This is a genomic window from Craterilacuibacter sinensis, assembly GCF_009831765.1.
Lineage (GTDB): Bacteria > Pseudomonadota > Gammaproteobacteria > Burkholderiales > Chromobacteriaceae > Craterilacuibacter > Craterilacuibacter sinensis.
On sequence record NZ_WSSB01000002.1, the window covers coordinates 73,403 to 98,001 of the forward strand.

Genomic DNA, 24,599 nt, shown 5'->3' on the forward strand with positions numbered 1-24,599 from the left:
TGCCGCCGGGTGTGCTCCCTCTGGCGCCCGGCGGATTCTTATTCCGGAATCCCTCATGTTGTTGCATATCCCCGAAGTATTGACCGCTGAAGAACTCGCTCATGGTCGCGCACTACTGGCGCGTGCATCGTGGGCTGATGGCCGCATCACCGCCGGTACCCAGTCGGCTCAGGCCAAACGCAATCTGCAATTGCCGCAGGACGCAGCCGAGGCGCGTGAATTGCAGACCATGGTTGAAGCGGCGCTCAAGCGCAATGCCATGTTCTTTTCTGCGGCTTTGCCGAAAACCGTATTTCCACCTTTGTTCAACTGCTACCAAGGCGGGATGGATTTTGGCAATCATGTGGATAATGCCGTACGCAGTGATCCGTTTTCCGGGCAGTGGGTGCGTACCGATGTGTCGTGCACGCTGTTTTTCACCGGACCGGACGAATATGAGGGTGGCGAGCTGGTGATCGAGGATTGCTATGGCAGCCATCAGGTGAAACTGCCGGCTGGCGACATGATCCTGTATCCGTCAACCAGCCTGCATCGGGTCGAGCCGGTGACGGAGGGCGCGCGTATTGCTTCGTTTTTCTGGACGCAGAGCATGGTGCGCGACGATGCCAAGCGCACCTTGCTGTTCGATATGGACCGCGCCATCAGCAGCCTGCGCGCGCGTCTGGGCGACGGCGAGGAGACGGTGATGCTGACCGCCAACTACCACAACCTGCTCAGGATGTGGACTGAGGTCTGAACCCGGTGACAGACATAAAAAAGGCAGCCATCCGGCTGCCTCGTGGCGGGAAAGTCGCTCAGACTAGCGGCTTTTCCATCATCAGGTAGGCCTGGCCGCATAGCCCCGATAGCTCGAACCCTTCCGAACCGTATAGCGCCTGGCCGATGGCATTGTCCGGCCGCACTTCCAGCACCACCTTGCACAGCCGGCGTTGCCGGGCTTCCGCTTCGACTACCTGCAATAGCCGGCGTCCCAGACCCTGGCCGCGTACCTTGGGCAAGACCGACAGGTCGTGCAGATTGCAGTTGGGCGCGGCGTAAAAGCTGGAGAAGCCGGTAATGCACAAGGCGTGCCCGACAGGCTCGCCATCTTGCTCGGCAACAAAGGCAAACAGGCCGGGATGGGCGGCGACGGCATCTGCCAGATGGGTGCGCGCATAGTCCGACAGCCCTTCCCCGCCGCCCATGGGATCATGGGCATAGGCATCGGTCAGGCGTACCAGCAAGTCGCGCTCGGCCGCATCGGTCAGATCCATCTGGCGAATGGTGATGCTCATTGCAGCAGCGCCTTCTCGTTGGCCAGCAGCTCATCCAGCGTTTCGCGGCGGCGGATCAGGCGGGTTTCCTTGCCGGACACCAACACTTCGGCGGCGCGGGTACGGGTGTTGTAATTGCTGGACATGGTCGAGCCATAGGCCCCGGCCGACATCACCGCCAAGAGATCGCCCTCTTTCACCGCCAGTTCGCGGTTCTTGCCGAGAAAATCGCTGGATTCGCAGATCGGACCGACGACATCGCACAGCAGCGGGCTCAGGTTGGCATGTTGTTCGACCGGCAAAATGCCGTGGTAGGCCGAATACAGCGAGGGGCGCAGCAGATCGTTCATGGCGGCATCCACCACGGCAAAATTCTTGCTCTCGCCCAGCTTCAGGTATTCGACTTGCGTCAGTAGTACGCCGGCGTTACCTACCAGCGAGCGCCCCGGCTCCATCACCAGCTTGAGTGCGCGCCCAGCCAGGCGCTGTTCGATCTGGGAAGCGTAAGCAGCCAGATCCGGCGGGGTTTCATCGCTATAGCGTATGCCCAAGCCGCCACCGATATCGACGTGTTGCAGTGTGATGCCGGCTTCGTCCAGGCGGTCGATCAGTGCCAGCAGGCGGTCGAGCGCTTCGACCAGAGGGCTGGCGTCGGTCAGTTGCGAGCCGATATGGCAGTCGATGCCGGTTACCTGCAGGTTGGGCAAGGCCGCCGCTTCACGGTAGACATCAAAGGCCATATCGAAGGCAATGCCGAATTTGTTGTCTTTGAGACCGGTGGAAATATACGGGTGGGTCATGGCGTCAACGTTGGGGTTGACGCGCAAGCTGACCGGCGCCTTCAAGCCCAGCTTGCCGGCGACCTCGTTCAGGCGCAGCAGTTCGTTGACCGATTCGATATTGAAGCAGTGGATGCCGGCTTCCAGCGCCATCTTCATCTCGGCTGCACTCTTGCCTACGCCGGAGAAGACAATCTTGTCGGCGCGGGCGCCGGCAGCCAGTACCCGCGCCAGCTCGCCACCGGACACGATGTCGAAGCCTGCACCCAGCCGGGCAAACAATTGCAGGATGGACAGATTGGAGTTGGCCTTGATCGCATAGCAGATCAGCGGATCCAGTGCGGAAAATGCGTTCTGGTAGGCGGTAAAGGCCTTGGTCAGCGCCTCTGCCGAGTAGACAAAGCAAGGCGTACCGAATTCGCGGGCAATATCGGCCAGCGGCAGATCTTCGACCTGCAGTTGATCATGGTGGTAGTGAAAAGCGTTCACGATTTTTCCTGTGTTTTGGCGGGGGCGTCTTTGGGCAGATACAGCGGGCCTTTAAAGCCGCAGGCGCTGATAAGAACAGATAAAGCCAGCAAGGTGATCACGGTTCGCATATCGAAGTGCCCGATGTGGCAAAATCGTCATACTAACAAAGGGCGACGCGGTCGCCCAATAGCCCGGTGTAGTCCGGGGGCAACTGTGGATAAAAAGACATGAACGAAAGTGAATTTCTCGAGCTGACCGACCGCCTGTTTAGCCGGATTGATGAAGCGCTGGAGCTGGCGGGGCTGGATGTAGACAGCGTACTGAACGGCAATGTGCTGGAAATCGAGTTCGACGATGGCGGCAAAATTGTGGTCAACCGCCATAGTGCCAATCAGGAGGTGTGGATTGCAGCCAAAAGCGGCGGCTACCACTTTGCCTTGCAAGCTGACGGGCGCTGGATTGCGGCGCGTGACGGTGCCGAATTCTTTAGCACCTTGTCGCAGGCGGTGCGCGCGGCCAGCGGTGAAGACTTCGAGCTGTCGGCCTGATGGATGCAGTCTGGCTGGGCTTAGGCGGTCTGGCGCTGTCGGCTTTTTTATCGGCGACGGTTTTGCCTGGCAACTCCGAGCTTGCGCTGGGGGCCTTTCTCTACCAGTGGCCATCATGGTGGCTGGCCGCCTTGCTGCTGGCTACGCTGGCCAATTCGTTGGGCAGTGCCAGCAGCTTGTATCTGGGGCGTCTGGCACCGAGAAAAGAGCTGACCGGCCGGGCACTGGGCACTTTGCAGCGTTTTGGCCCGGCAGCGCTTTTGCTGTCCTGGGTGCCCCTGTTGGGGGATGCGCTGCCTTTGGCTGCCGGCTGGCTACGCTTGCCGGTTTTGCCTTGCCTTGTCTGGATCGTTTTGGGCAAATGCTTGCGTTACGCCATGCTGGTGCTAGCTATCAAGGCATGGCTGTAACAGGAATGCCCTGTCACAGCCTTGCTGTATCACCCGTGCGGATCTGCTCGCCGGCATCGTTCTGCAATAAAAACGCCCATCTATGCCATGGAAATTAGCATCCGGCTTGTCGGGCAGTTTACAATCGGTCATCCGAGAATCCGTAAGCCTATGAGCCAACATATCCCCCGTAAACGCTTCGGTCAAAATTTCCTGCAGGATGCGCAGGTGATCGAAAGTATCGTAAATGCCGTCGGCGCCAAGCCGGACGACATCGTTGTCGAGATCGGCCCCGGTCTGGGTGCTTTAACACGCCCCTTGCTTGACCGGGTCAAACACCTGCATGTGGTGGAAATCGACCGCGACATCATCAGCAAGCTGAAAACCGCTTTCCCGCCCGAACGCCTGACCATACATGAAGGCGACGCGCTGGCATTTGATTTTTCCTCGCTGGGCGAGCGCATCAAGCTGGTCGGCAACCTGCCCTACAATATTTCTACGCCGCTGCTATTCCATCTGTCCGCTTTTCCCGAGCGGGTCATCGACATGCAGTTCATGCTGCAAAAAGAAGTGGTCGAGCGCATGGTGGCCGAGCCGTCTACTGCCGACTATGGGCGGCTGTCGGTGATGCTGCAGTACCACTTCGATATGGATTTGGTATTGATGGTGCCGCCTGGTGCATTCTGGCCGCCGCCTAAGGTCGATTCGGCCGTGGTGCGCATGATTCCTGTGCCGGGCCGTTGTGGTGTGGTAAAAGACGAAGCGCTGTTTGCCGATATCGTATCCAAGGCTTTTGCCCAGCGTCGCAAGACCTTGCGCAATAACCTTAAGGGCGTATTGGATCTGGCCGGCTTTGAGGCACTGGGCATAGACCCGGGCCTGCGGGCTGAAAATCTGGCGGTGGAGCAGTATGTTGCTATTGCCAACTATCTGTCGGCCTGATCTGAACAGATAAAAACCGGCCATTTTATGCGGCCATACATGACAAGATCGCGAAAACGCGGCATATTGTATGCAAATTACAAAGTAGCTTGCTGATCGCGTCGTGCCCCGGGTTTTTCGGGGCACGGCGACCAGTGACAGACCCAGGGGCGGCCTGTTCAATCAGGCGTATCTATCCGATTCGTGCGCGATCCGGTCTGTGTGTGGTGATGTCAGCAGCCGGGAAAAATCACTAACGGTGAAGGCTCGCGCCATGATCAAGCTTATTAATGTCCATAAGTGGTTCAAGGACCTGCATGTTCTCAATGGCGTCAATCTGAACGTCAATCAGGGCGAGGTGGTTGTGGTGTGCGGGCCATCCGGTTCGGGAAAATCCACGCTGATCCGCACCATCAATCAACTTGAAACCATCAGCGAAGGTGAAATCTGGGTCGATGGCAAGTCGGTGACCGACCCCAAGACCGACCTTAATCTGCTGCGTGCCGAAGTCGGTTTCGTCTTCCAGCACTTCAATCTTTATCCTCATTTGTCGGTACTCGACAACATCACGCTCTCCCCCATCCGCGTCAAAAAAATGGACAAGGCGGCCGCCGACAAGCTGGCGGTTGAATTGCTGGAACGCGTGGGGCTGGCACATAAAAAAGATGCTTTTCCTGCCCAGCTATCCGGCGGCCAGCAGCAGCGGGTGGCGATTGCCCGCGGCCTAGCCATGCAGCCCAAGGTGATGTTGTTTGACGAACCGACATCGGCGCTGGACCCGGAAATGGTGGGTGAGGTCTTGCAGGTGATGCGCGATCTGGCCAAGTCCGGCATGACCATGATGTGCGTGACCCACGAGATGGGTTTTGCGCGTGACGTGGCCGATTATGTCGTGTTTGTCGATCAAGGCCAGATTGTCGAGCAGGCGACGCCGGAAGCGTTTTTCGGCAACCCCCAGCATGAGCGCGCCAAACAATTCCTCGGGCAGTTACGCGCCCACTAAATAAAAAAAATTTAATGGCAGGGCGGACACGGAGACCCCGTGTCCGACCTGCCTGTTTTGCAAACCTGTAGAAGGAGAAACTTCATGTCATTGCAAGCCCGCCTTGTTGCGACCGCCGTTGCAGCCGCTTTTGTCGCTACCCCGGCATTGGCTGCCGAGCTCACCGGTACCCTGAAAAAAATCAAGGATTCCGGCGTTGTTGTCTTGGGTCACCGCGACGCTTCTATTCCATTTTCCTATCTGGCTGGCGGCGCAACACCGGTAGGCTACTCGCACGACCTGCAGCTGAAGGTGGTGGAGAAGCTGAAAAAAGACCTGAACATGCCGAACCTGCAGGTGAAGTACAACCTGGTGACCTCGCAGACACGTATTCCGCTGGTACAGAACGGCACCGTGGATCTCGAGTGCGGTTCGACCACCAATAATATCGAGCGTCAGCGTCAGGTTGACTTCTCTGTTGGTATCTTTGAAATCGGCACCCGTTTGCTGACAGCCAAGACGACCGGCATCAAGGACTTTGCCGATCTCAAGGGCAAGAACGTCGTGACCACGGCCGGTACCACCTCGGAGCGTCAGCTCAAGGCGATGAATGCAGCCAAGAGCCTGGGGATGAACATTATCTCGGCCAAGGACCATGGCGAATCCTTCCTGATGCTGGAGTCCGGCCGTGCTGCGGCCTTTATGATGGATGATGCCCTGCTGTTCGGCGAAATGGCCAAGGCCAAAAGCCCGGCCAACTGGGTTGTGGTCGGTACGCCGCAATCGTACGAGGTGTACGGCTGCATGGTGCGCAAAGGCGATGCGCCATTCAAGAAGGTTGTCGATGATGCGATCAAGGCAACTTACGCTTCTGGCGAGATCAACAAGATCTACAGCAAGTGGTTCCTGCAACCGGTTCCACCAAAAAACCTGAACCTGAACTTCCCGATGTCGGGTGCGATCAAGGCCTTGATCAAGCGCCCTACCGATCGCGCGGTTGATCAGCTGTAAGCAGGATTTTCGGCAGGCTGGAACAAGCCTCTCTGAGGGGCTTGTTCAATTAGTTTGAGGCAAATCAACGGTTGTCTTTTCTGTTTTGATAGAAACTAGGCGAATGAGATATTCATTTAGAGTTTCCTAATGTATTGGGCTCGATGCAATATCCAGGAATACGGTATTTCAGGCATCTCCCCCCGTGCTGCTTATTGGGGTGAGAAAGATGTCGAAGTGCTGGTTATAGACGGTACGCCGTCAATCGCATCCATCCCTATCTGGAGAAATAGAATATGCCTCATACCTTGCGTTTATTGCCTCTTGCCCTGGCTTGCACCTTGCTTTCCACATCGGCCATGGCTGCCGAGCCGACCGGAACCCTGAAGAAAATCAGGGACTCCGGCACCATCGTGCTTGGCCACCGGGATTCGGCGATTCCTTTTGCCTACCTGGCCGGAGGCAAGCAGCCAGTCGGCTATTCGCTTGATCTTGCCCAGCATGTGGTGGATGCGGTGAAGAAAGAGCTGAACATGCCGAACCTGAAGGTGCGCTACAACATGGTGACCGGCCAGACGCGCATCCCCTTGCTGCAGAACGGGACAGTTGATATCGAGTGCGGCGCTACGACCAATAATGTCGAGCGCCAGCGTCAGGTCGATTTCTCGGTCGGCATCTTCGAGATCGGCACCCGCTTGCTGGTGAAAAAAGATTCCGGCATCAAGGACTTTGCCGATCTGAAGGGCAAGAATGTGGTGGTTTCTGCCGGAACGACGGGCGAGCGTTTGATGCGGATCATGAATGCCAACCAGAAGCTCGGCATGAATATCGTGGCGGCCAAGGATAATGGCGAGTCGTTCCTGATGCTGGAGTCCGGTCGGGTTGCGGCTTTCATGACCGACGATGCCATGCTTTACGGCGAGCGTGCCAAGGCGCGTAACCCGGCAGAGTGGGTGGTAGTGGGCAAACCGCAGTCGAGTGAGATTTACGGCTGCATGATGCGCAAGGGTGATGCGCCATTCAAGGCATTGGTGGACAAGGCTATCGTGAATACCTACAAGTCGGGGCAGATCAATGCGATCTACGACAAGTGGTTCATGCGGCCGATTCCGCCAAAGAATCTGAACCTTGGTTTCCCAATGTCGCCGGAGTTTAAGGCATTGATCGCCAAGCCTTCGGATAAGCCGGCGGCAAGCTGATTCCTGTCGTACAAGCAATGCGGTAATACAAGGGGGGCAGCGGCCCCCTTTATTTAATGGAGTCGTTCATGAATTACAACTGGGACTGGAACATCTTCTTCAAGTCCACCGGAATCGGTAACGAGATCTACCTCGACTGGTATATCACGGGTCTGGGCTGGACGCTGGCCTTGGCGCTGGCGGCATGGCTGGTTGCGCTGCTGCTGGGTGGGCTGTTGGGTGTGATGCGCACCTTGCCCAATAAGTGGTTGTCCGGCATCGCTACCTGCTATGTCGAACTGTTCCGTAATGTACCGCTCTTGGTGCAGCTGTTTATCTGGTATTTCGTCGTGCCGGACTATCTGCCAGAGTCGGTACAGATTTGGTTCAAGCAGGATCTGAATCCGGCGGTATCCGCTTATATCTCGGTAGTGGTCTGTCTGGGGCTGTTTACTGCCGCGCGTGTGTGCGAGCAGGTACGCACCGGCATTCAGGCGCTGCCAAAGGGACAAAGCAATGCTGCGCAGGCGGTGGGCTTTACCGTGGCGCAGAGCTACCGTTATGTGCTGCTGCCGCAGGCTTTTCGCGTGGTGATTCCGCCGTTGACCTCAGAGTTTCTGAACGTGTTTAAAAACTCGTCGGTGGCCTCGCTGATCGGCCTGATGGAGATCCTGGCACAAGCCAAGCAGACGGCTGAATTTTCGGCCAACATCTTCGAGGCGTTTACGCTGGCGACGCTGATCTACTTTACGCTGAATATGAGCATCATGAAAGTGATGAGCATCGTCGAGAAGCGTGTACGTATTCCCGGCCTGATGGTTGAGGGAGGCAAATAATGGACTTTTCCCAGATTATCCCTGCCCTGCCCGACTTGATGGACGGCATGTGGCTGACGTTGAAACTGATGGTCATGGCCGTGGTGGGCGGTGTGGTGCTAGGCACGGTGCTGGCGCTGCTGCGCCTGTCCAGCAACCCTGTACTGTCGGGGCTGGCCAAGGCCTACGTCAATATTTTCCGCTCGGTGCCTTTGCTGCTGGTCATCATCTGGTTCTATCTTGCGGTACCTATGCTGCTGAACTGGATAACCGGCGAGTTTGTCGCCGTCGGCGCCTTCACCTCGTGCCTGGTGGCCTTCATGATGTTTGAAGCGGCCTACTATTGCGAGATCGTGCGTGCCGGCATCCAGTCCATTGCCAAAGGCCAGGTCAATGCCGCTTACGCGCTGGGTATGACTTATGGTCAGGCCATGCGTCTGGTGGTTCTGCCGCAGGCCTTCCGCAAGATGATGCCATTGCTGTTGCAGCAGTCCATCATTCTGTTTCAGGACACTTCGCTGGTCTACGCCGTCGGCCTGATGGATTTCCTCAGCAGCGCCCGTTCGCGTGGTGATATTCTCGGTCTGCCGCACGAGTTCCTGCTGTTTGCCGGTCTGATCTATTTCGTGGTGAGCTTTGCTGCTTCGCGCGGCGTCAAACATTTGCAAAAGAGGTTGGCTGTATGAGTTCGATGATTTCCATCAATAACGTCAACAAGTGGTATGGCGATTTTCAGGTGCTGACCGATTGCAGCACCAGCGTAAGCAAAGGTGAAGTGGTGGTGGTATGCGGCCCGTCCGGTTCGGGCAAATCCACGCTGATCAAGTGCGTGAATGCACTGGAGCCGTTCCAGAAGGGCGACATCATCGTTGACGGCATTTCGGTCGGTGACCCCAAGACCAATTTGCCCAAGCTGCGCAGCCGCGTTGGCATGGTATTTCAGCACTTTGAATTGTTTCCACATCTGACCATCGTGGAAAACCTGGCCATTGCCCAGACCAAGGTATTGGGACGCTCGAAAGAGGAAGCCGAAGCCAAGGGAATCAAGTTGCTGGAGCGTGTAGGTTTGAAAGCGCATGCGCACAAGCATCCCGGCCAGTTGTCCGGCGGTCAGCAGCAGCGTGTTGCCATTGCCCGTGCATTGGCGATGGACCCGATCTGCATGCTGTTTGACGAGCCGACCTCGGCACTCGACCCCGAGATGATCAACGAAGTGCTGGACGTGATGACCGAACTGGCAAAAGAAGGCATGACCATGATGTGCGTGACCCACGAGATGGGCTTTGCCCGCCGCGTGGCGGATCGCGTGATCTTTATGGATCGTGGTCATATCGTCGAGGATTGCAGCAAGGACGACTTCTTCGGCACGCCGCGTTCCGAGCGCGCCCAGCAGTTCCTGTCCAAGATCCTGCAACACTAAGGCTGGCCATGTCCTGCTGAAAAACGGCCTGTGCAATGCACAGGCCGTTTTTCTATGGCCAACTTATCCACAAGCGGGCTCAGTGTGTGCTGAGTTTGCGGAGCAAGGCAGAAAACTAAGCAGGGTTCTTTCTATGGCCGATTTTTAGCCATGTTATCCACAGGCAGGCTGGTAGCTGCCCATATGTGTCGTTTGAGCTTGAGCCTCCGGCCTGCGTTTTTCTGTAGGTGGTGTGGATTTCCCTGGTGGTAAATCATTTTTCTGGTTGTGTGTAACAAAAATATCTCATAGCGTAAATTTACAAATCATCAATAACGTAAATTTATTACACACGAGCCATGTTCAAGCCAGCTCATCCCATAGCATCCAGACTGCGGTTGTGGCCATCAGCATGGCCATGCAGAGGTTGAACAGGCGCAGTCGCTGCGGCTGTTGCAGGTGGTGGCGCAAGCGATCTCCACCCAGCGCCCATACCGCGATACAGGGCAGGTTCACCAGTGCGGTCAGCAGGGACAGAGTGAGCGCCGCATAAATGGCACCTCCTTGCTGCGGCATAAACAGGATGGCTGCATTGATGACCATGACCCAGGCTTTGGGGTTAATCCACTGAAAGAGCGCGGCCTCGATAAAGCCCAGCGGTTGGCTGGCTACGCTGCTGCTGCCCGGTGCTGCGCTATGCGCCAGCTTCCAGGAAAGATACAGCAGATAAGTGCAGCCAAGCATGGCCAGCAGGCCTCTGATATTGCCTAGCCAGACCAGAATATGGCCCAGCAAGACCGCGGTAACAAAAAGCTGGAATGCACAGCCCAAGCTGATGCCCAGCATATGGGGCAAGGTGCGGCGAAAGCCGAAGTTCACGCCAGAGCTGGCCAGCATGATGTTGTTCGGGCCCGGTGTAATCGACATCACCGACATGTAGCTGGTGAGCGCAAGGATTTCTAGCATGACTGTCTTTCCGAAGCATGAGTGACAGATCAATGCTAAGGCCCTTGTTTGCTTGGTAACAGCTGCAGAAATTGATGATTGTTGTGGTGACAGTTACGGTATATTGAGAACTGTCACCTGACATTTTCCACGTCGCTGCCACCTTGCCGGATGATCCCCATGCTCCAGAATGCCCCCCTGTACCGATTGCTCGCCGATGATCTGGAGGCGGCGATAGTCCGCGGCGCCTTGCCGAGTGGCGCACGCCTGTCCTCGGTTCGGCAGTGTGCCGCACAGCGTGCACTCAGCTTCAACACGGTGACGGCGGCCTACCGCCTGCTGGAGGACAGGGGGCTGATCGAAGCGCGGCCGCAGTCCGGCTATTACGTCAAAAGCAGCTTGCCCGCGCCAGAGTCTCCATTGCGGGATGAGCCGGGCGACGTACTCATTCAGGCTGCGGAGACCCGGGATCTGGTTGCGGTCGTCTTGCAAAGCCAGCAGCGGGCCGACTATGCCGACCTTGCGCTTGCCTGCCCGCGCGGTGCGATATTTTATCCGGGGGGTAAACTGGCGCGGCTGGCCGCAGGCATTCTGCGCAAGCAACCTTCCCTGATTGCAAGCTATGCCCTGCCGCCCGGATCGGCACGGCTACGCAGCCAAATTGCCCGCCGGGGCATGTTGCTTGGCATGTGCTTGCGCCCCGAGGACATCATTCTGACCCATGGCGCGATGGAGGCCTTGCAGTTGGCATTGCGTGCGGTGACGCGTCCGGGGGATACGGTCGGCGTCGAGTCGCCGACTTATTTCAACCTGTATCCACTATTGGCAAGCTTGGGGTTGAAAGCTCTGGAGATTCCGACCGACCCGCAGCATGGCTTGTCGCTGGATGTGCTGGAGTTGTTGCTGGCGGAAAAGCGGCTGTCTGCCGTGGTGGCCATGCCGACGGTACACAACCCTCTGGGGTGCACGATGTCTTTGGCTGGCAAGGCGCGGCTGGCGCAACTGGCGAACCGCTACCAGACACCGCTGATCGAAGATGCACTCTATGCCGAGTTGCAGTTTGGCGCGACGCTGTCGCCGACCGTCAAATCATTCGATCACGCCGGTTGGGTCATTGTGTGTGCCAGTTATACCAAGACGCTGGCACCGGATTTTCGCATTGGCTGGATGGAGGCGGGCCGTTTTAGTGAGCAGGTGCGCCAGCTGAAATTTACCTCCAGTATTGCCGAGCCGGCTTTGCTGGCGGAGACCGTAGGCCAGTTTCTCGAGGGCGGAGGCTATGACCATCATTTACGCGTATTGCGCCGCTTGTATAGCCGGCAGATTGATACCGTTCGCGGCCTGATTGCGCGCTGGTTTCCTGCCGGTACGCGCGCCACCCGGCCGGCCGGTGGTTTTTTGCTCTGGCTGGAGTTTCCGGATAGTGTGGATACGCTGGTGCTGTTTCATGCCGCCCTGGCCGAGCGCATCACCATCATGCCCGGCATGTTGTATTCGGCGGGGGCCCGTTACCGCCATTGCCTGCGCCTGTCATGCTGCCACGAGCTGGACGAGCGCTTTATGGCGGCCTTGCGCCGCCTTGGCGAACTGGCTAGCCGTCAGTGCAGTTCAGCTTCCGTCCTGGATGGGGCCCAAATGCCAGCGCCGCAGCTCCTGATAGAGCGGGCCTGAGCGGGTCAGGCGGGATACCACCAGCGACAGATGGTCGATTTTGAGCAGGGCAAAGCTGTCCGGTGTAGCCGGCGCATCTTCTGCGGGCGTTGCTTTGCGTAGCAGGGTGATATGCGGACGGAAGCGGCGTTCCTCATAGGGCAGGCCCTGCGCCTTGAGTGCCGCGTTTAGTGCACTTGCCAGCTGGCTGATGCGTGTCGGCGTGCGCGTGGGTGCGGCGCAACCGATACCGCTGGGCCAGACTGCCAGTTTGTCGAGCTTGAGCCGGCAGGGTTCGGCCTGGGCTGCGATCTGCCGGCCTATGGCTTCGACGATCGTCAGCTGGCTATGAGCCACTTCCCCGACAAAAGCCAGCGTCAGGTGATGCTGGCGTGGCGGAGTCTGTCGGCCGCCATATTGATGGTGCAGATGTTCGACTTGCTCATCCAGCCAGCGGGCACAAGGCTCGTCCGGCCAGACGGCAAAAAACAGGCGGTAAGTAGCAGAATCGGTAGGCATGTTGCCGATTATACGATATCGAGGTGATCCAGCCCCGATAGCGGATCGTGATTCTTGGCGCCTTCGCTATATAGCTTGATTTTCAGGCGCAGGTCGTTGACCGAGTCGGCATTTTTCAGCGCTTCTTCGTAGCTGATTTTTCCTGCCTCGAACAGGTCGAACAGCGACTGGTCAAAGGTCTGCATGCCCTGTTCTCGCGAGCGGCTCATGGCCTCCTTGATACTGCTGACATCTCCCTTGAAGATCATGTCGGCTATCAGCGGGCTGTTGAGCAGTATCTCGACTGCCGCCACCCTGCCCTTGCCTGATTTATGCGGTATCAGGCGCTGCGACACGATGGCCTTCATATTCAGCGACAGGTCCATCAAAACCTGCTGGTGACGTTCTTCCGGGAAGAAGTCGACTTGCCCGAACCGGTGCCGCCGACAAAAATAATCAGCCCGCGCTTGATCATGGAGATATCACGCAGCACGAATGGCAGATCAAGCTGGTCAAAGGTCGGAATTTCGGTATTGATTTTCCTGAGCACCATGCTGGTCTGGCCCTGCTGGATAAAGGCGCTGACACGAAAACGGCCTATGCCCGGCGGGCTGATGGCAAAGTTGGCTTCCTGTGTGGCTTCGAATTCTTCGGTCTGCCTGTCGTTCATCACTGAGCGCACCAGCTCGCGCGTGTGCTGCGCGGACAGCGGCTGTGGTGCGACCGGCGTAATTTTGCCGTCTACCTTGAGTGCAGGCGGGAAGTCGGCGGTAATGAAGATATCGGATGCATTGCGGGCGATGGCATGCGACAGCAGCTCGTGGATAAACTTGGATGCCTGATCTTTTTGCATAGTGGGCGCTTTCTGGTTCAGAACAGATCTTTTTGCGAGGCTTTGGTACGGGCTTCCGCGGACGTTACCAGGTTGCGCCGCACCAGATCCTGCAGGCACTGGTCCAGTGTCTGCATGCCGTATTGCTGGCCGGTCTGTATCATCGAATTGATCTGTGCGATCTTGTTTTCGCGTATCAGGTTGCGGATGGCGGGTGTGCCGAGCATGATTTCGTGCGCGGCGACGCGTCCGCCCCCGTCCTTGGTCTTGAGCAGGCTTTGCGAGATGACCGCACGGATAGATTCGGACAGCATGGAGCGCACCATGTCTTTTTCCGTACCGGGGAAGACGTCAACGATACGGTCTATGGTCTTGGCGGCGCTGCTGGTGTGCAGGGTGCCGAAAACCAAATGGCCGGTCTCGGCGGCGGTCAGCGCCAGGCGTATGGTATCCAGATCGCGCAATTCGCCGACCAGAATCACATCCGGGTCCTCACGCAGCGCAGACTTGAGCGCATTGGCAAAGCTGTGGGTCTGTGCGCCCAGTTCACGCTGGTTGATCAGGCTCTTTTTGCTTTCATGCACGAATTCGATCGGGTCTTCCACTGTCAGGATGTGCGAATAGTGGTTTTCGTTGACGTAGTCGACCATGGCGGCCAGCGTCGTCGATTTACCCGAGCCGGTCGGGCCGGTCACCAGCACGATACCGCGCGGAAACTCGGAGATTTCCTTGAAAATCTTGGGGGCGTTCAAATCATCCAGCGACAGGATTTTGGAGGGAATGACACGGAATACCGCAGCCATACCGCGGTTTTGCTGGAAAGCATTGACACGGAAGCGCGCTACGCCGGGCATGTCAAAGGAAAAGTCACACTCGAAATGCTCTTCGAATGCCTTGCGCTGATGGTCGTTCATGATGTCGTATACCATGTCATGAACTTCGTGTTGTTCCATCGCCGGCAGGTTGATGCGGCGAATATCGCCATGCACCCGTATCATGGGCGACAGGCCGGCAGACAGGTGCAGGTCGGACGCCTTGTTCTTGACGGTGAATGCGAGCAGCTCGGAAATTTGCATTTATAATCCCCAATAATTTTTTAGTCGGGCTGTACTTGCTGCCCGCATGGCCGGATATCCGCAGATTGTAAGGGTTGAGTCCCTGCTTGGATATTGCGGCATGCATACCATGGGGCATGGGTGCGGTTTTATGTGAACAAACGGGACACACCATGAGCCAGACCATTGCCACGGCCTTGTCTGCCGTGCATCAACGCATTGCCTTGGCTGCTGGCGAGGCTGGGCGGCCGCCAGAGGCCATTACGCTACTGGCCGTCAGCAAGACTTTTCCGGCATCTGCCTTGCGCGAAGCCTATGCCGCCGGCCAGCGCGCCTTTGGTGAAAATTATGTGCAGGAGCTGTCGGCCAAGGCTGCCGAGCTGGCCGAGCTGGCCATTGACTGGCATTTCATCGGGCCTTTGCAGTCGAACAAGACGCGGGCGGTGGCCGAAAGCGCGCACTGGGTGCATTCGGTCGAGCGCCTGAAAATAGCCGAACGCCTGTCTGCCCAGCGTCCGGCGCAGCTGCCGGCACTCAACGTCCTGCTGCAAGTGAATGTTTCGGGCGAAGCAAGCAAAAGCGGCTGCACGCCGGAGGAGTTGCCTGCATTGGCGCAGGCGGTCGCGGCGCTGCCCGGTTTGCGTTTGCGCGGGCTGATGTGCATTCCCGAGCCGACGGCAGATGAAGCCTTGTTGCGCAGCCGCTTTGCCTTGTTGCGCACGCTGCTTGCGGCATTGAATACACAGGGGCTGGCGCTGGACACCTTGTCCATGGGCATGTCGTCCGATCTTGAGGCTGCAATTAAAGAAGGCAGTACGCTGGTTCGGGTCGGATCGGCCATTTTCGGCGGACGCCAGTATCAACATTGACGCCGGTATTCCGGCACAAGGGAGAGCAGTATGAAGATCACCTTTATTGGTGGCGGCAATATGGCCACCGCCATTATTGCCGGCCTGGTCAAGCAGCCGGGCCACGCCATCCGCGTGGTGGAGCCGGATAGTGCCAAGCGCCAGATTCTGGGCGAGCAGTATGGCGTGGAGGCACTGGCCGGCCTGCCGGACAGTTTCTCCAGCGACGATGTCGTGCTGCTGGCGGTCAAGCCGCAAAGCCTGAAAGAGGTGTGCCTTGCATTGGCGCCGCGCCTGGGTGGGGCACTGCTTATTTCCATCGCTGCCGGTGTCGGGATAGAGGCCTTGTCGCGCTGGTTGTCGGGCAGCAGCCGCATTGTGCGGGTGATGCCTAATACACCGGCCATGGTCGGCAAGGGCGTGTCCGGCTTGTATGCCGGCGATGTGCTTAGCGAAGATGATAGAGCGGCTGCCGGGGCGATCATGAGTGCGGTGGGCCGTGTGGTCTGGCTGCAGGACGAGGCGGGCATCGACGATATCACCTGCATTTCCGGCAGTGGCCCGGCCTATGTGTTCTATTTCATCGAAAGCATGATAGAGGCGGCGATGGAAACCGGCTTTGACGAGGCCGAAGCGCGCTGCCTGGTCTTGGCCACCTTTGACGGTGCGGTCGAACTGGCTCGCCAGAGCAATGTGCCGGTGGCTACCCTGCGCCAGAATGTGATGTCCAAAGGCGGCACCACCGAGCGCGCCATTGCGCGCTTCGAGGCCGATGGAGTCAAGACGGCAATCAAGGCCGGCGCAGTGGATTGCCGTGTGCGTTCGGTCGAACTGGGCCATGAGCTGAGCAAGGACTGAGATGCTGATCAATACTCTGCAATTTCTGATCCGTACCGTTGCCGACCTGTTTGTGCTGGTCTTGCTGCTGCGCTTTTACCTGCAGGTGGTGCGCATGCCGTTTACTCACCCGCTGGCACAATTTGTGATGGCCGCGACCAATTTTGCCGTGCTGCCGCTGCGCCGGCTGCTGCCCAGCGTGCGCGGCTACGATACGGCAACCATGTTCATTGCCTGGCTGGTCGGCCTGGTTTCGATTAGTGCCGTACTTCTGTTGGGCCCGATGCCGTTCAATTTTGCCGCGCCGCAAACCTGGCTGGGACTGGCTTTGCTGTCTGTATTGACGCTTTTTACTCAATCTGTATATTTATTGATGGGCGCGGTGCTGGTACAGGCCATTATGAGCTGGGTGAATCCGTATAATCCGCTGGCACCCATGCTGTCTGCGCTGACCCGACCATTTTTGGCACCCTTTTCGCGGGCGCGTATCGGCGGGGCGGATCTGTCGCCCCTGTTGCTGCTCTTGGTGCTGCAGGTGATTCTGATGTTGCCGGTTCGCTTTCTGGAGCAGACTTTCCTCCAGCAATTGCAACTGGCGTTCTAATGCGGCAAGGCATGCCCGGCGTTATTGCGGGCATGCCGGATAATGATAAGGATAATGTATGCGCAAGCCTCTATTGCTGGCTGTATTGTTGAGTGTGACGGCGATGCCGGCCATGGCCAACTTGCAACTGGCGCAAAAAAACAACTGTACGGCCTGCCATGCGGTCGACAGGAAGCTGGTCGGCCCGTCTTATAAAGACGTTGCTGCCCGCTATGCGGGCGACAAAGGTGCTGAAGCCAAGATGGCCGGCAAGATCAAGGCTGGTGGTTCTGGCGTGTGGGGGCCGGTGCCGATGCCGCCTAACCCGCAGATTTCCGACGCCGACGTTAAGGCATTGGCCAAATGGGTTTTAAGCCAGAAGTAAATACTACAGACAAATTTTCTCGGGGCGGAGGCAGAACAGCTTGTCCCTGCCCTGAGACAGAACTATAAATGCGTGCAGATTCCGACCCCTTATTGGCAGGCTAGGCCAGTAAATGTTGCCTTTTGGCCATGCCGTCGGTAATCTTCCACGCCTGTCTGCCCACTCTCTAGCTGGAAGAACCCATTATGGCCAAACTGACCGAACAGGAAATCCTCAACTGGGATGGCGAAGATTACATGAACGCCGACCAGCTCGAGTTTTTCAAAGAGCTGCTGCTGCAAATGCAGCAGGAACTGGTGAACAACGCCAACGCCACGGCCAATCACCTGCAAGAGCAGGAATCGACGCCGGATCCAGCCGACCGTGCCACGCTGGAAGAAGAGTATGCGCTCGAGTTGCGTACCCGTGACCGTGAACGCAAGCTGCTGCAGAAGATCCAGGCATCCTTGCGCCAGATCGAAGACGGCTCCTATGGCTATTGCGAAGATACCGGTGAAATCATCGGTCTGCGTCGCCTGATGGCACGCCCGACGGCAACCTTGTCGGTCGAGGCGCAAGAGCGTCGTGAACGTATGAAGCGCCAGTACGCAGACTAAAACCAGAAAGCATACTTGCGGTACGAGGCCGGGACACTTGATGATGTGTCTTGGCCTTTTTGCTTTTTTGCGGGGGTTATTCTGTATACAGGCCAAAAACAAACACCAACACGGGCATATTTTTGAATTTTTAAATGCTTTTGCGCATTTAAATTGCTAATCAATAAAATGACATTTGCGATAAGGGCTTGGCGTGTCGCCGTGGTACGGGTATTGTTCTTGCAACAGATCAAGAACAAAAGGAAGCGCCACCATGCAACGACAAACCGACGACGTCAGAATCCGCCAGATCAAGGAACTGCTGCCTCCGATCGCGCATCTGTATGAATTACCGCTGACCGAGCCGGCCTCCGAAGTTATCTACCATACCCGGCGCGAAATCAGTGCCCTGCTGCGCGGTGAAGACGACCGCCTGCTGGTGGTGATCGGCCCCTGCTCCATTCACGACACCCAGGCGGCCAAAGAGTACGCCAGCCGCTTGCTGGCGCTGCGCGAGGCGTATAGCCGCGATTTGGTGGTGGTGATGCGTGTCTACTTTGAAAAGCCGCGCACTACGGTGGGCTGGAAGGGGCTGATCAACGACCCGCGCATGGACGAGTCCTTCGATATCAACGCCGGCCTGCGCATTGCACGCCGTTTGCTGCTGGAGCTGAACCAGATGGGGATGCCGGCGGCGACCGAATTCCTCGACATGATTACCCCGCAGTATTTCGCCGACCTGATCAGCTGGGGTGCCATCGGCGCACGCACTACCGAAAGTCAGGTACACCGCGAGCTGGCGTCCGGCCTGTCGTGCCCGGTCGGCTTCAAGAACGGCACCGACGGCAATCTCCGCATCGCTATCGACGCCATCCGTGCGGCCAGCGCGCCGCACCACTTCCTGTCGGTGACCAAGGCCGGCCACTCCGCCATTGTCGAAACCGGCGGCAATCCGGATTGCCATGTGATTCTGCGTGGCGGCAAGGAGCCCAACTACTCGGCCGAGCATGTGAACGCCGCTGCTGCCGAGCTGGCTGGCGTGGGTCTGGCACAGAAGCTGATGGTGGATTTCAGTCACGCCAACAGCCGCAAAGACTATCGCCGCCAGATGGAAGTGGCGCAGGATGTGGCCGGGCAGATGGCTGCCGGCAACAGCCATATTTACGGTGTGATGGTCGAAAGCCATCTGGAGGCCGGCCGCCAGGATCTGAAGCCCGGCTGCGAGCTTAAATACGGCCAGAGCATTACCGATGCCTGCATAGGCTGGAGTGACACTGAAAACCTGCTGAAGATGCTGGCCGAAGCGGTGCAGGCGCGGCGTAGCAAGCTGGGTGCGCCCGCCGGCAAGTAATCTGGCGTCTCTGCTTAAAAAACTATCGCCCGCTGATGCGGGCGATGTACTTTCCGGTCGTTCAAGGCAGGGGCTAGTCCTTGCCCAGTATGCCGCCAAAGCCGCCCAGCAGACCGCCTTGCTCGTTGCTGCTGCCGCCGGCCTTGGGGGCTGAGGCGATAATGCGGTCGGCCATGCGCGATAGCGGTAGGCTTTGCAGCCACACCGTGCCCGGGCCGGTCATGCGGGCAAAGAACAGGCCTTCGCCGCCGAACAGTGCGCTCTTCACTTTGCCCACGTATTCGATATCGAAGCTGATCGTTGGCTGATAGGCCACCACGCAGCCGGTGTCGACGCGCAGCGTCTCGCCCGGTGCCAGCCGGCGCTGGGTCAGTGTGCCGCCAGCGTGCAGGAAGGCATAACCGTCGCCTTCCAGTTTCTGCATGATAAAACCCTCGCCGCCGAACAGGCCGGCGCCGAGGCGTTTTTGCAGCGCGATGCCGAGGCTGACGCCCTTGGCTGCGCATAAAAAGCTGTCTTTTTGTGCAATCAGCGTGCCGCCCAGTTCCAGCAAATGGATGGGGATGATCTTGCCCGGATAGCTGGCGGAAAATGCCACCTTACGCTTGCTGCTGCCTTCATTGACAAATACCGTGGTAAAGACTGATTCGCCAGTCAGCAGGCGTTTGCCCGCGCCCATCAGTTTGCCCATCAGGCCGGACTGGCCGGTCGAGCCATCACCGAACACGGTGTCCATCGCGATGCCGTCTTCCATGTAGTACATCGCGCCGGCTTCGCCCACGGCGGCCTCGCCCGGGTCCAGTTCGACCTCGACATATTGCATGCTCTCGCCGAAGATCTCGAAATCAATGACATCCATGCTCATTGCTCATCCTCCTTGCGTTTGCCGTGGCCGGCAAACATCACCCACAAATGAAAAGCCATGCCGGCCAGCGGCACCAGCGCCAGCAAAATCACGAAAAACCACTCGAATGGTGTCAACAGCTCGGTCATGTGTATGCCTGTACAGTCGCGGGAAGACATGATGCTACCTGCCGCCGTGCCTATTTGTCATGCCTGTTTTAATAGCGGCGCTGGCGGGCATCCAGCGCCGGTGCCAGTGCGCCGGCTTGTGCCAGCACCAGCAGGCCACCTGCGGTGGACAGATCACCGATAAACAAAATCCATTGCGTCTCGTTGCTGAAATCATGGTGAAAAATCAGTGCGGCCATTATGGAAAACAGCGCCAGTAGCGGAGCAAACCAGCGCACTTTCCAGCCCAGGAGGATGGCGGCGCCACCGCCGACTTCAAGCAGGATGACCAGCGGCAATAGCGAGGTCGGCACATGAAAGGCCTGCATATAGGCGGCAGTGCCGTCGTAGTTGATGATCTTGCTGAGGCCGGCAAGAAGGAAAAACTGGGCCAGCAGGATGCGGCCGGCCAGATTGAGCAGTGTGTTCACGGCAGGGTCTCCCGTATCGGAATGCGGATTGCCCTACCGGTTTAGCAGTATTGCACCGGCTCAGAGGCGGATCTTCAGCATGCGGCTGTCAGGTTCGGCCTGGCAGGCCAGCGTCCAGCCCTCGGCCAGCTCGGCATCGGACAGCACCAGATTGTCGCGCAGCTTCACCCTGCCTTCGGTCACCTTGCACTTGCAGGCGCCGCAAGCGCCAGCGCGGCAGCCGCTTGCCGGCTTGAGTCCGGCGCGCTCCATGCTGTCCAGCAGCAGCTCGCCCGGTTTGGTCTCCAGCCGGTGCGCGTGCCCACCCATTTCCACATGCAGCGTGGTGCTGGCCGCCTTGCCATCGGCGCTGCCGGTTGCCGGCTGGCCGAAACGCTCGACATGGATGCGAGCCGCATCCATGCCCAGCCCGTGCAGCGCCGCCTCGGCCGCCTGCATAAAGGGGGCGGGGCCGCAGATAAAGGCCTCGGCCTGCTGCCAGCCGCTGGCCAGGCCCGCCAGTGCGGCACTCTCCATACGACCGTCGCGCGCATCCAGATGATGGTGGACAGACAGGCGCTCCGGGTAGGCCAGCTGCAGGCGCTCAAGCTCGGATGCGAAGATGACCGAATCCGCGTCGCGGTTGGCGTAGATCAGCCGGATGCGGGCATGGCTGCCGGCCAGAGCCTCGCCCAGAATGGAGAACACCGGCGTGATGCCGCTGCCGGCGGCGATCAGCAGCAGGTCGCCACCCGCGTGTTCCACCACAAAGCGGCCGGCCGGCGGCATCACCTCCAGCATGTCGCCGGTTTTCAGTTCGCTATTGAGCCAGCCCGAGACCTGGCCACCTGCGACGTGCTTGACGGTGATGCGCGGCTGCGCGGCATCCGGCGTGCTGGAGAAGGAATAGCAGCGCCACTGCTTGCCCTGCGGCAGGGGGACTGCCAGCGTCAGGAACTGGCCGGCACGGTAGGCGAAGCGTGGGCGCAGGGCCTCGGGCACTTCGAAGCGGATGCTGACGGCGTCGGCGGTTTCGCGCCGGATGTCGGTCACGCGCAGTTGCAGGGTATGGCTGTCCGGATTGCCGGGCGCGGGGCCAGTTGGTGCTTGCGAGCGCGGGCCGGTGGGCGGCGTCGGCTTGCCGCCCAGCATGGTCCAGGCCTGACGGCGGCGGTAGAGCAGCAGCCAGCCCAGGTGCAGGCCGACCAGCGCCAGGGTGGCGTTGGCCAGCCATTCATGCACCTCGTCGGCATCCTTGAGCAGACCGCCGCTGCCGCCTGCGTCATCGTAGTCGCCGTCATCGTCGGCTTGTGCCGCCGGAATCACGGTGGAGAGCCCTTCGGACAGGGCTGCGCGGTTATCTATCATGGTCACGCCGATGACCAGAGTGGAGACAAAGCCCAGCACCAGGCCCAGCGTCAGCACCTTGCCGGCCAGCGCGCTGCCCGGTTTTTTCCACAAGCTGGCGGATGGCAGCAACGCGGGGAAGCCGCGGCTGCGGGCAATGGCCAGCAGCAGACGGATGGCCAGCAGCACGATCAGGCCGTAGCCCAGCCAGACATGGGCCAGTTCGGCATCGTCACCGGTGAGATAGGCTGCGCCAAAGACGATGGCCAATAGCCAGTGGTAGAGGCGGAAGCGCGAGAAGGGGTTCATGGCGAAATCCTGCGGTCGTTTCAATGCCATCAATCTATCCAGTGCGGCTTAACGCACCATTAAGTGCATGACTGTTTACCCCCTTAATGGGTGCTTAAGCTTGGCTGCGTATTCTGAAGGCATTGAACGCAAGGGAGAAAGTCGATGAAATATCCGCTGATCGTGCTGGCCTGCCTGCTGGCCGGCGTGGTGCAAGCCGAAACCCCCGCCGGTCTGCTCAAGAGTTATGAGCAGCAGGTACGCCAGGAAAACCCGAAGTTTGCCGGCTTTTCTGCCGAGCGCGGCAAGGCGCTGTATTACAGCCAGTCGCAGGCTAGCGGCAAGGCCATGAGCTGCACCACCTGCCATACGGCCAACCCGAAACAGGCCGGCAAGACGCCGGCTTTCCGCAAGGTTGATGCGCTGGCGCCATCGGCGCAGGCCGACCGCTTCACCGATATGAAGAAGGTGGAAAAGTGGTTCCGCCGCAACTGTGACGATGTGTTCAAGCGCGAGTGCACGACGCAGGAAAAGGGCGATTTCGTCAGCTGGATCATCACGGTCAAATAAGGGGATGGAGATGAAAGCCAGAGCCCTCGGTCTTGCCCTGCTCCTGCTGACGCTGGGTGCCGGTTTCGCCGTAGCGGATGACGACGGCGAGCACCATGGCGAAAAAAAATACAAGCGTCCCAAGCAGCTGTCAGTGCCCCTGTCTGCGCCCAAGGTCTGGCGCGCTGAATGCGGCAGCTGCCATATCGCCTATCCGCCGGGGCTGTTGCCGCCGGCAGCATGGAAGCAGCAGATGGACACGCTGAAAAACCACTACGGCAGTAATGCGACGCTGGACAAGGCGGACGAGCAGGCCATCCGCGACTTTCTCGCCGCCACCTCTAGCGTCAACCGCCTGGCGCTGGAGCCATCCGCCAAGGCGGGCGAGCCGCCACGCATCTCGACCACCGCATGGTTTATCCGCAAGCACGATGAAGTGAGGGCTGATGTGTGGCGGCGAAAATCAGTGGGCAGCGCAGCCAACTGTGTCGCCTGCCATGCCGGCGCGGAGAAGGGTGACTTCGATGAAGACAGGGTGAAAATCCCGAACTAGGTCGTGGCGCCGCCATGAAAAACGCCGCGTCCCCGAAGGGCGCGGCGTTGTTGTGTGTGGACGCGGCCGGCTTACTTGACGATCTGTACCAACTGACCCTTGGCATAGCGTTCGGCCATGGTGTCGAGGTTGAGCGCCTTGATCTTGCTGGCCTGGCCACAGGCACCAAACGCTTCATAGCGGGCGATACAGATATCGCGCATGGCGTTGGTCGATGCGATCAGGAACTTGCGCGGGTCGAATTCCTTCGGGTGCTCGGCGAGGAAGCGGCGCACTGCGCCGGTCGAGGCCAGGCGCAGGTCGGTGTCGATATTCACCTTGCGCACGCCGTACTTGATGCCTTCGACGATTTCTTCTACCGGTACGCCGTAGGTTTCCGGCATCTCGCCGCCGAATTCATTGATGATCTTCAGCCATTCTTGCGGCACGCTGGAAGAGCCGTGCATCACCAGATGGGTGTTGGGGATGCGGGCGTGGATTTCCTTGATGCGGTCGATGCGCAGCACGTCGCCGGTGGGCTTCTTGGTGAACTTGTACGCGCCGTGGCTGGTGCCGATGGCGATCGCCAGCGCGTCCACGCCGGTGTCCTTGACGAACTGGGCCGCTTCTTCCGGGTCGGTCAGCAGTTGGCTGTGATCGAGCACGCCTTCGGCGCCCACGCCGTCTTCTTCGCCGGCCATGCCGGTTTCCAGGCTACCCAGGCAGCCGATTTCACCTTCCACCGACACGCCGCAGGCGTGGGCGAAGTTGACCACGGTGCGGGTCACATCGGCGTTGTAGGCGTAGTCGGCCGGAGTCTTGCCGTCGCTCTTGAGCGAGCCGTCCATCATCACCGAGGAGAAGCCCAGCTGGATCGAGCGCTGGCATACGTCCGGGCTGGTGCCGTGATCCTGGTGCATCACCACCGGGATATGCGGGAATTCTTCGATGGCCGCCAGAATCATATGGCGCAGGAACGGGGCGCCGGCGTATTTGCGGGCACCGGCCGAAGCCTGCACGATCACCGGTGCGTCGCACTTGTCGGCCGCTTCCATGATCGCGCGCATCTGCTCGAGGTTATTGACGTTGAACGCCGGCAGGCCATAGGAAAATTCTGCCGCATGGTCCAGCAGCTGTCGCATCGAAACGAGTGCCATCTCTATCTCCGTGTGTTGCGG

General features: G+C 58.8%; 30 protein-coding genes and 1 pseudogene. 19 read left to right on the top strand and 12 right to left on the bottom strand.

Going from position 1 to position 24,599, the window contains the following annotated elements; all coding sequences use genetic code 11:
- Positions 1-55: 55 nt before the first annotated feature.
- Positions 56-736 (top strand): Fe2+-dependent dioxygenase, encoded by a 681-nt coding sequence (locus GQF02_RS02895; protein WP_160794727.1) that lies wholly within the window; start codon positions 56-58, stop codon positions 734-736.
- A gap of 58 nt (positions 737-794) precedes the next feature.
- Here GQF02_RS02895 and GQF02_RS02900 read toward each other — a convergent pair whose 3' ends face one another.
- Genes GQF02_RS02900 through lptM form a run of 3 tightly spaced genes read right to left on the bottom strand, consistent with a single transcriptional unit; the run spans position 795 to position 2,631 of the window.
- Positions 795-1,274: a GNAT family N-acetyltransferase gene (locus GQF02_RS02900; protein ID WP_220789305.1), complete on the bottom strand. Its 480-nt coding sequence runs from the start codon at positions 1,272-1,274 to the stop codon at positions 795-797.
- Entirely contained in the window at positions 1,271-2,521 is a 1,251-nt protein-coding gene (gene lysA, locus GQF02_RS02905; protein ID WP_160794729.1) for a diaminopimelate decarboxylase, read from the bottom strand. Before lysA ends, GQF02_RS02900 begins: the two co-directional genes overlap by 4 nt.
- Positions 2,518-2,631, bottom strand: a complete 114-nt coding sequence (gene lptM / locus GQF02_RS16190) for an LPS translocon maturation chaperone LptM (RefSeq protein WP_124735513.1) — start codon at positions 2,629-2,631, stop codon at positions 2,518-2,520. Before lptM ends, lysA begins: the two co-directional genes overlap by 4 nt.
- A gap of 99 nt (positions 2,632-2,730) precedes the next feature.
- Between lptM and cyaY the strand changes: the two genes are divergently transcribed.
- The 9 genes from cyaY to GQF02_RS02955 all read left to right on the top strand — a co-directional run bounded on the left by cyaY (position 2,731) and on the right by GQF02_RS02955 (position 9,746).
- The gene (gene cyaY / locus GQF02_RS02915; protein ID WP_160794731.1) at positions 2,731-3,051 is read left to right on the top strand and encodes an iron donor protein CyaY; all 321 of its coding nucleotides are present in this window, start codon (positions 2,731-2,733) and stop codon (positions 3,049-3,051) included.
- Complete coding sequence (locus GQF02_RS02920) at positions 3,051-3,461, top strand: YqaA family protein (RefSeq protein ID WP_328698587.1); 411 nt, start codon at positions 3,051-3,053, stop codon at positions 3,459-3,461. The genes cyaY and GQF02_RS02920 overlap by 1 nt, the downstream gene beginning before the upstream one ends.
- Positions 3,462-3,611: 150 nt before the next feature.
- Positions 3,612-4,382: a 16S rRNA (adenine(1518)-N(6)/adenine(1519)-N(6))-dimethyltransferase RsmA gene (gene rsmA, locus GQF02_RS02925; RefSeq protein ID WP_124735510.1), complete on the top strand. Its 771-nt coding sequence runs from the start codon at positions 3,612-3,614 to the stop codon at positions 4,380-4,382.
- 253 nt (positions 4,383-4,635) lie between these two features.
- The gene (locus GQF02_RS02930) at positions 4,636-5,364 is read left to right on the top strand and encodes an amino acid ABC transporter ATP-binding protein (RefSeq protein ID WP_124735509.1); all 729 of its coding nucleotides are present in this window, start codon (positions 4,636-4,638) and stop codon (positions 5,362-5,364) included.
- Between the two features lie 84 nt (positions 5,365-5,448).
- The gene (locus tag GQF02_RS02935) at positions 5,449-6,354 is read left to right on the top strand and encodes a glutamate/aspartate ABC transporter substrate-binding protein (RefSeq protein ID WP_160794733.1); all 906 of its coding nucleotides are present in this window, start codon (positions 5,449-5,451) and stop codon (positions 6,352-6,354) included.
- 275 nt (positions 6,355-6,629) lie between these two features.
- Positions 6,630-7,532, top strand: a complete 903-nt coding sequence (locus GQF02_RS02940; protein ID WP_124735507.1) for a glutamate/aspartate ABC transporter substrate-binding protein — start codon at positions 6,630-6,632, stop codon at positions 7,530-7,532.
- A gap of 68 nt (positions 7,533-7,600) precedes the next feature.
- Positions 7,601-8,347, top strand: a complete 747-nt coding sequence (locus GQF02_RS02945; RefSeq protein ID WP_160794735.1) for an amino acid ABC transporter permease — start codon at positions 7,601-7,603, stop codon at positions 8,345-8,347.
- A complete protein-coding gene (locus tag GQF02_RS02950; protein WP_124735505.1) occupies positions 8,347-9,012 on the top strand; it encodes an amino acid ABC transporter permease in 666 nt (221 codons plus the stop codon). The genes GQF02_RS02945 and GQF02_RS02950 overlap by 1 nt, the downstream gene beginning before the upstream one ends.
- A 5-nt stretch (positions 9,013-9,017) precedes the next feature.
- Positions 9,018-9,746, top strand: a complete 729-nt coding sequence (locus GQF02_RS02955) for an amino acid ABC transporter ATP-binding protein (protein WP_124735602.1) — start codon at positions 9,018-9,020, stop codon at positions 9,744-9,746.
- A gap of 342 nt (positions 9,747-10,088) precedes the next feature.
- Here the strand turns inward: GQF02_RS02955 and GQF02_RS02960 are convergent, their stop codons facing one another.
- Complete coding sequence (locus GQF02_RS02960; protein WP_124735504.1) at positions 10,089-10,691, bottom strand: LysE family translocator; 603 nt, start codon at positions 10,689-10,691, stop codon at positions 10,089-10,091.
- A gap of 159 nt (positions 10,692-10,850) precedes the next feature.
- Between GQF02_RS02960 and GQF02_RS02965 the strand changes: the two genes are divergently transcribed.
- Positions 10,851-12,341 (top strand): aminotransferase-like domain-containing protein, encoded by a 1,491-nt coding sequence (locus tag GQF02_RS02965; protein ID WP_235930039.1) that lies wholly within the window; start codon positions 10,851-10,853, stop codon positions 12,339-12,341.
- Here GQF02_RS02965 and thpR read toward each other — a convergent pair.
- The 3 genes and pseudogenes from thpR to GQF02_RS02980 form a co-directional block, all read right to left on the bottom strand.
- Positions 12,279-12,839 (bottom strand): RNA 2',3'-cyclic phosphodiesterase, encoded by a 561-nt coding sequence (thpR, locus tag GQF02_RS02970; protein WP_124735502.1) that lies wholly within the window; start codon positions 12,837-12,839, stop codon positions 12,279-12,281. The two genes, GQF02_RS02965 and thpR, sit on opposite strands and share 63 nt — an antisense overlap.
- A gap of 8 nt (positions 12,840-12,847) precedes the next feature.
- Positions 12,848-13,671: pseudogene (locus GQF02_RS02975) on the bottom strand (ATPase, T2SS/T4P/T4SS family).
- A gap of 17 nt (positions 13,672-13,688) precedes the next feature.
- The gene (locus tag GQF02_RS02980; RefSeq protein WP_124735500.1) at positions 13,689-14,726 is read right to left on the bottom strand and encodes a type IV pilus twitching motility protein PilT; all 1,038 of its coding nucleotides are present in this window, start codon (positions 14,724-14,726) and stop codon (positions 13,689-13,691) included.
- Between the two features lie 152 nt (positions 14,727-14,878).
- Between GQF02_RS02980 and GQF02_RS02985 the strand changes: the two genes are divergently transcribed.
- From GQF02_RS02985 to aroG, 6 genes are all read left to right on the top strand, one after another.
- A complete protein-coding gene (locus GQF02_RS02985; protein ID WP_160794739.1) occupies positions 14,879-15,574 on the top strand; it encodes a YggS family pyridoxal phosphate-dependent enzyme in 696 nt (231 codons plus the stop codon).
- 30 nt (positions 15,575-15,604) lie between these two features.
- Entirely contained in the window at positions 15,605-16,411 is an 807-nt protein-coding gene (gene proC / locus GQF02_RS02990) for a pyrroline-5-carboxylate reductase (RefSeq protein ID WP_160794741.1), read from the top strand.
- Between the two features lies 1 nt (position 16,412).
- On the top strand, positions 16,413-16,994 hold the full coding sequence (locus GQF02_RS02995; RefSeq protein WP_124735497.1) for a YggT family protein: 582 nt from the start codon (positions 16,413-16,415) through the stop codon (positions 16,992-16,994).
- A 58-nt stretch (positions 16,995-17,052) separates the two neighbouring features.
- Entirely contained in the window at positions 17,053-17,358 is a 306-nt protein-coding gene (locus GQF02_RS03000; protein ID WP_124735496.1) for a c-type cytochrome, read from the top strand.
- Between the two features lie 185 nt (positions 17,359-17,543).
- Complete coding sequence (gene dksA / locus GQF02_RS03005) at positions 17,544-17,954, top strand: RNA polymerase-binding protein DksA (protein WP_124735495.1); 411 nt, start codon at positions 17,544-17,546, stop codon at positions 17,952-17,954.
- Between the two features lie 253 nt (positions 17,955-18,207).
- Complete coding sequence (aroG, locus tag GQF02_RS03010) at positions 18,208-19,284, top strand: 3-deoxy-7-phosphoheptulonate synthase AroG (protein ID WP_160794743.1); 1,077 nt, start codon at positions 18,208-18,210, stop codon at positions 19,282-19,284.
- 73 nt (positions 19,285-19,357) lie between these two features.
- On the opposite strand, the gene GQF02_RS03015 is transcribed toward aroG, so the two are convergent.
- From GQF02_RS03015 to GQF02_RS03025, 4 genes are all read right to left on the bottom strand, one after another.
- The gene (locus GQF02_RS03015; RefSeq protein ID WP_160794745.1) at positions 19,358-20,149 is read right to left on the bottom strand and encodes a TIGR00266 family protein; all 792 of its coding nucleotides are present in this window, start codon (positions 20,147-20,149) and stop codon (positions 19,358-19,360) included.
- Positions 20,146-20,277 carry a hypothetical protein gene (locus GQF02_RS16050; protein WP_268890986.1) on the bottom strand — a complete coding sequence of 44 codons (132 nt, stop codon included), beginning with the start codon at positions 20,275-20,277 and terminating at the stop codon, positions 20,146-20,148. The genes GQF02_RS03015 and GQF02_RS16050 overlap by 4 nt, the downstream gene beginning before the upstream one ends.
- Before the next feature lie 68 nt (positions 20,278-20,345).
- Complete coding sequence (locus GQF02_RS03020) at positions 20,346-20,726, bottom strand: DoxX family protein (protein WP_160794747.1); 381 nt, start codon at positions 20,724-20,726, stop codon at positions 20,346-20,348.
- Between the two features lie 60 nt (positions 20,727-20,786).
- Positions 20,787-22,391, bottom strand: a complete 1,605-nt coding sequence (locus GQF02_RS03025) for a 2Fe-2S iron-sulfur cluster-binding protein (RefSeq protein WP_160794749.1) — start codon at positions 22,389-22,391, stop codon at positions 20,787-20,789.
- A gap of 114 nt (positions 22,392-22,505) precedes the next feature.
- On the opposite strand from GQF02_RS03025, the gene GQF02_RS03030 reads away from it, so the two are divergent.
- Together GQF02_RS03030 and GQF02_RS03035 are read left to right on the top strand one after the other, a co-directional pair.
- Positions 22,506-22,910, top strand: a complete 405-nt coding sequence (locus tag GQF02_RS03030; protein ID WP_124735490.1) for a DUF1924 domain-containing protein — start codon at positions 22,506-22,508, stop codon at positions 22,908-22,910.
- Between the two features lie 10 nt (positions 22,911-22,920).
- Complete coding sequence (locus tag GQF02_RS03035) at positions 22,921-23,442, top strand: diheme cytochrome c (RefSeq protein ID WP_160794751.1); 522 nt, start codon at positions 22,921-22,923, stop codon at positions 23,440-23,442.
- A 71-nt stretch (positions 23,443-23,513) separates the two neighbouring features.
- Here the strand turns inward: GQF02_RS03035 and fba are convergent, their stop codons facing one another.
- Positions 23,514-24,578: a class II fructose-bisphosphate aldolase gene (fba, locus tag GQF02_RS03040; protein WP_160794753.1), complete on the bottom strand. Its 1,065-nt coding sequence runs from the start codon at positions 24,576-24,578 to the stop codon at positions 23,514-23,516.
- Between the last annotated feature and the right edge of the window lie 21 nt (positions 24,579-24,599).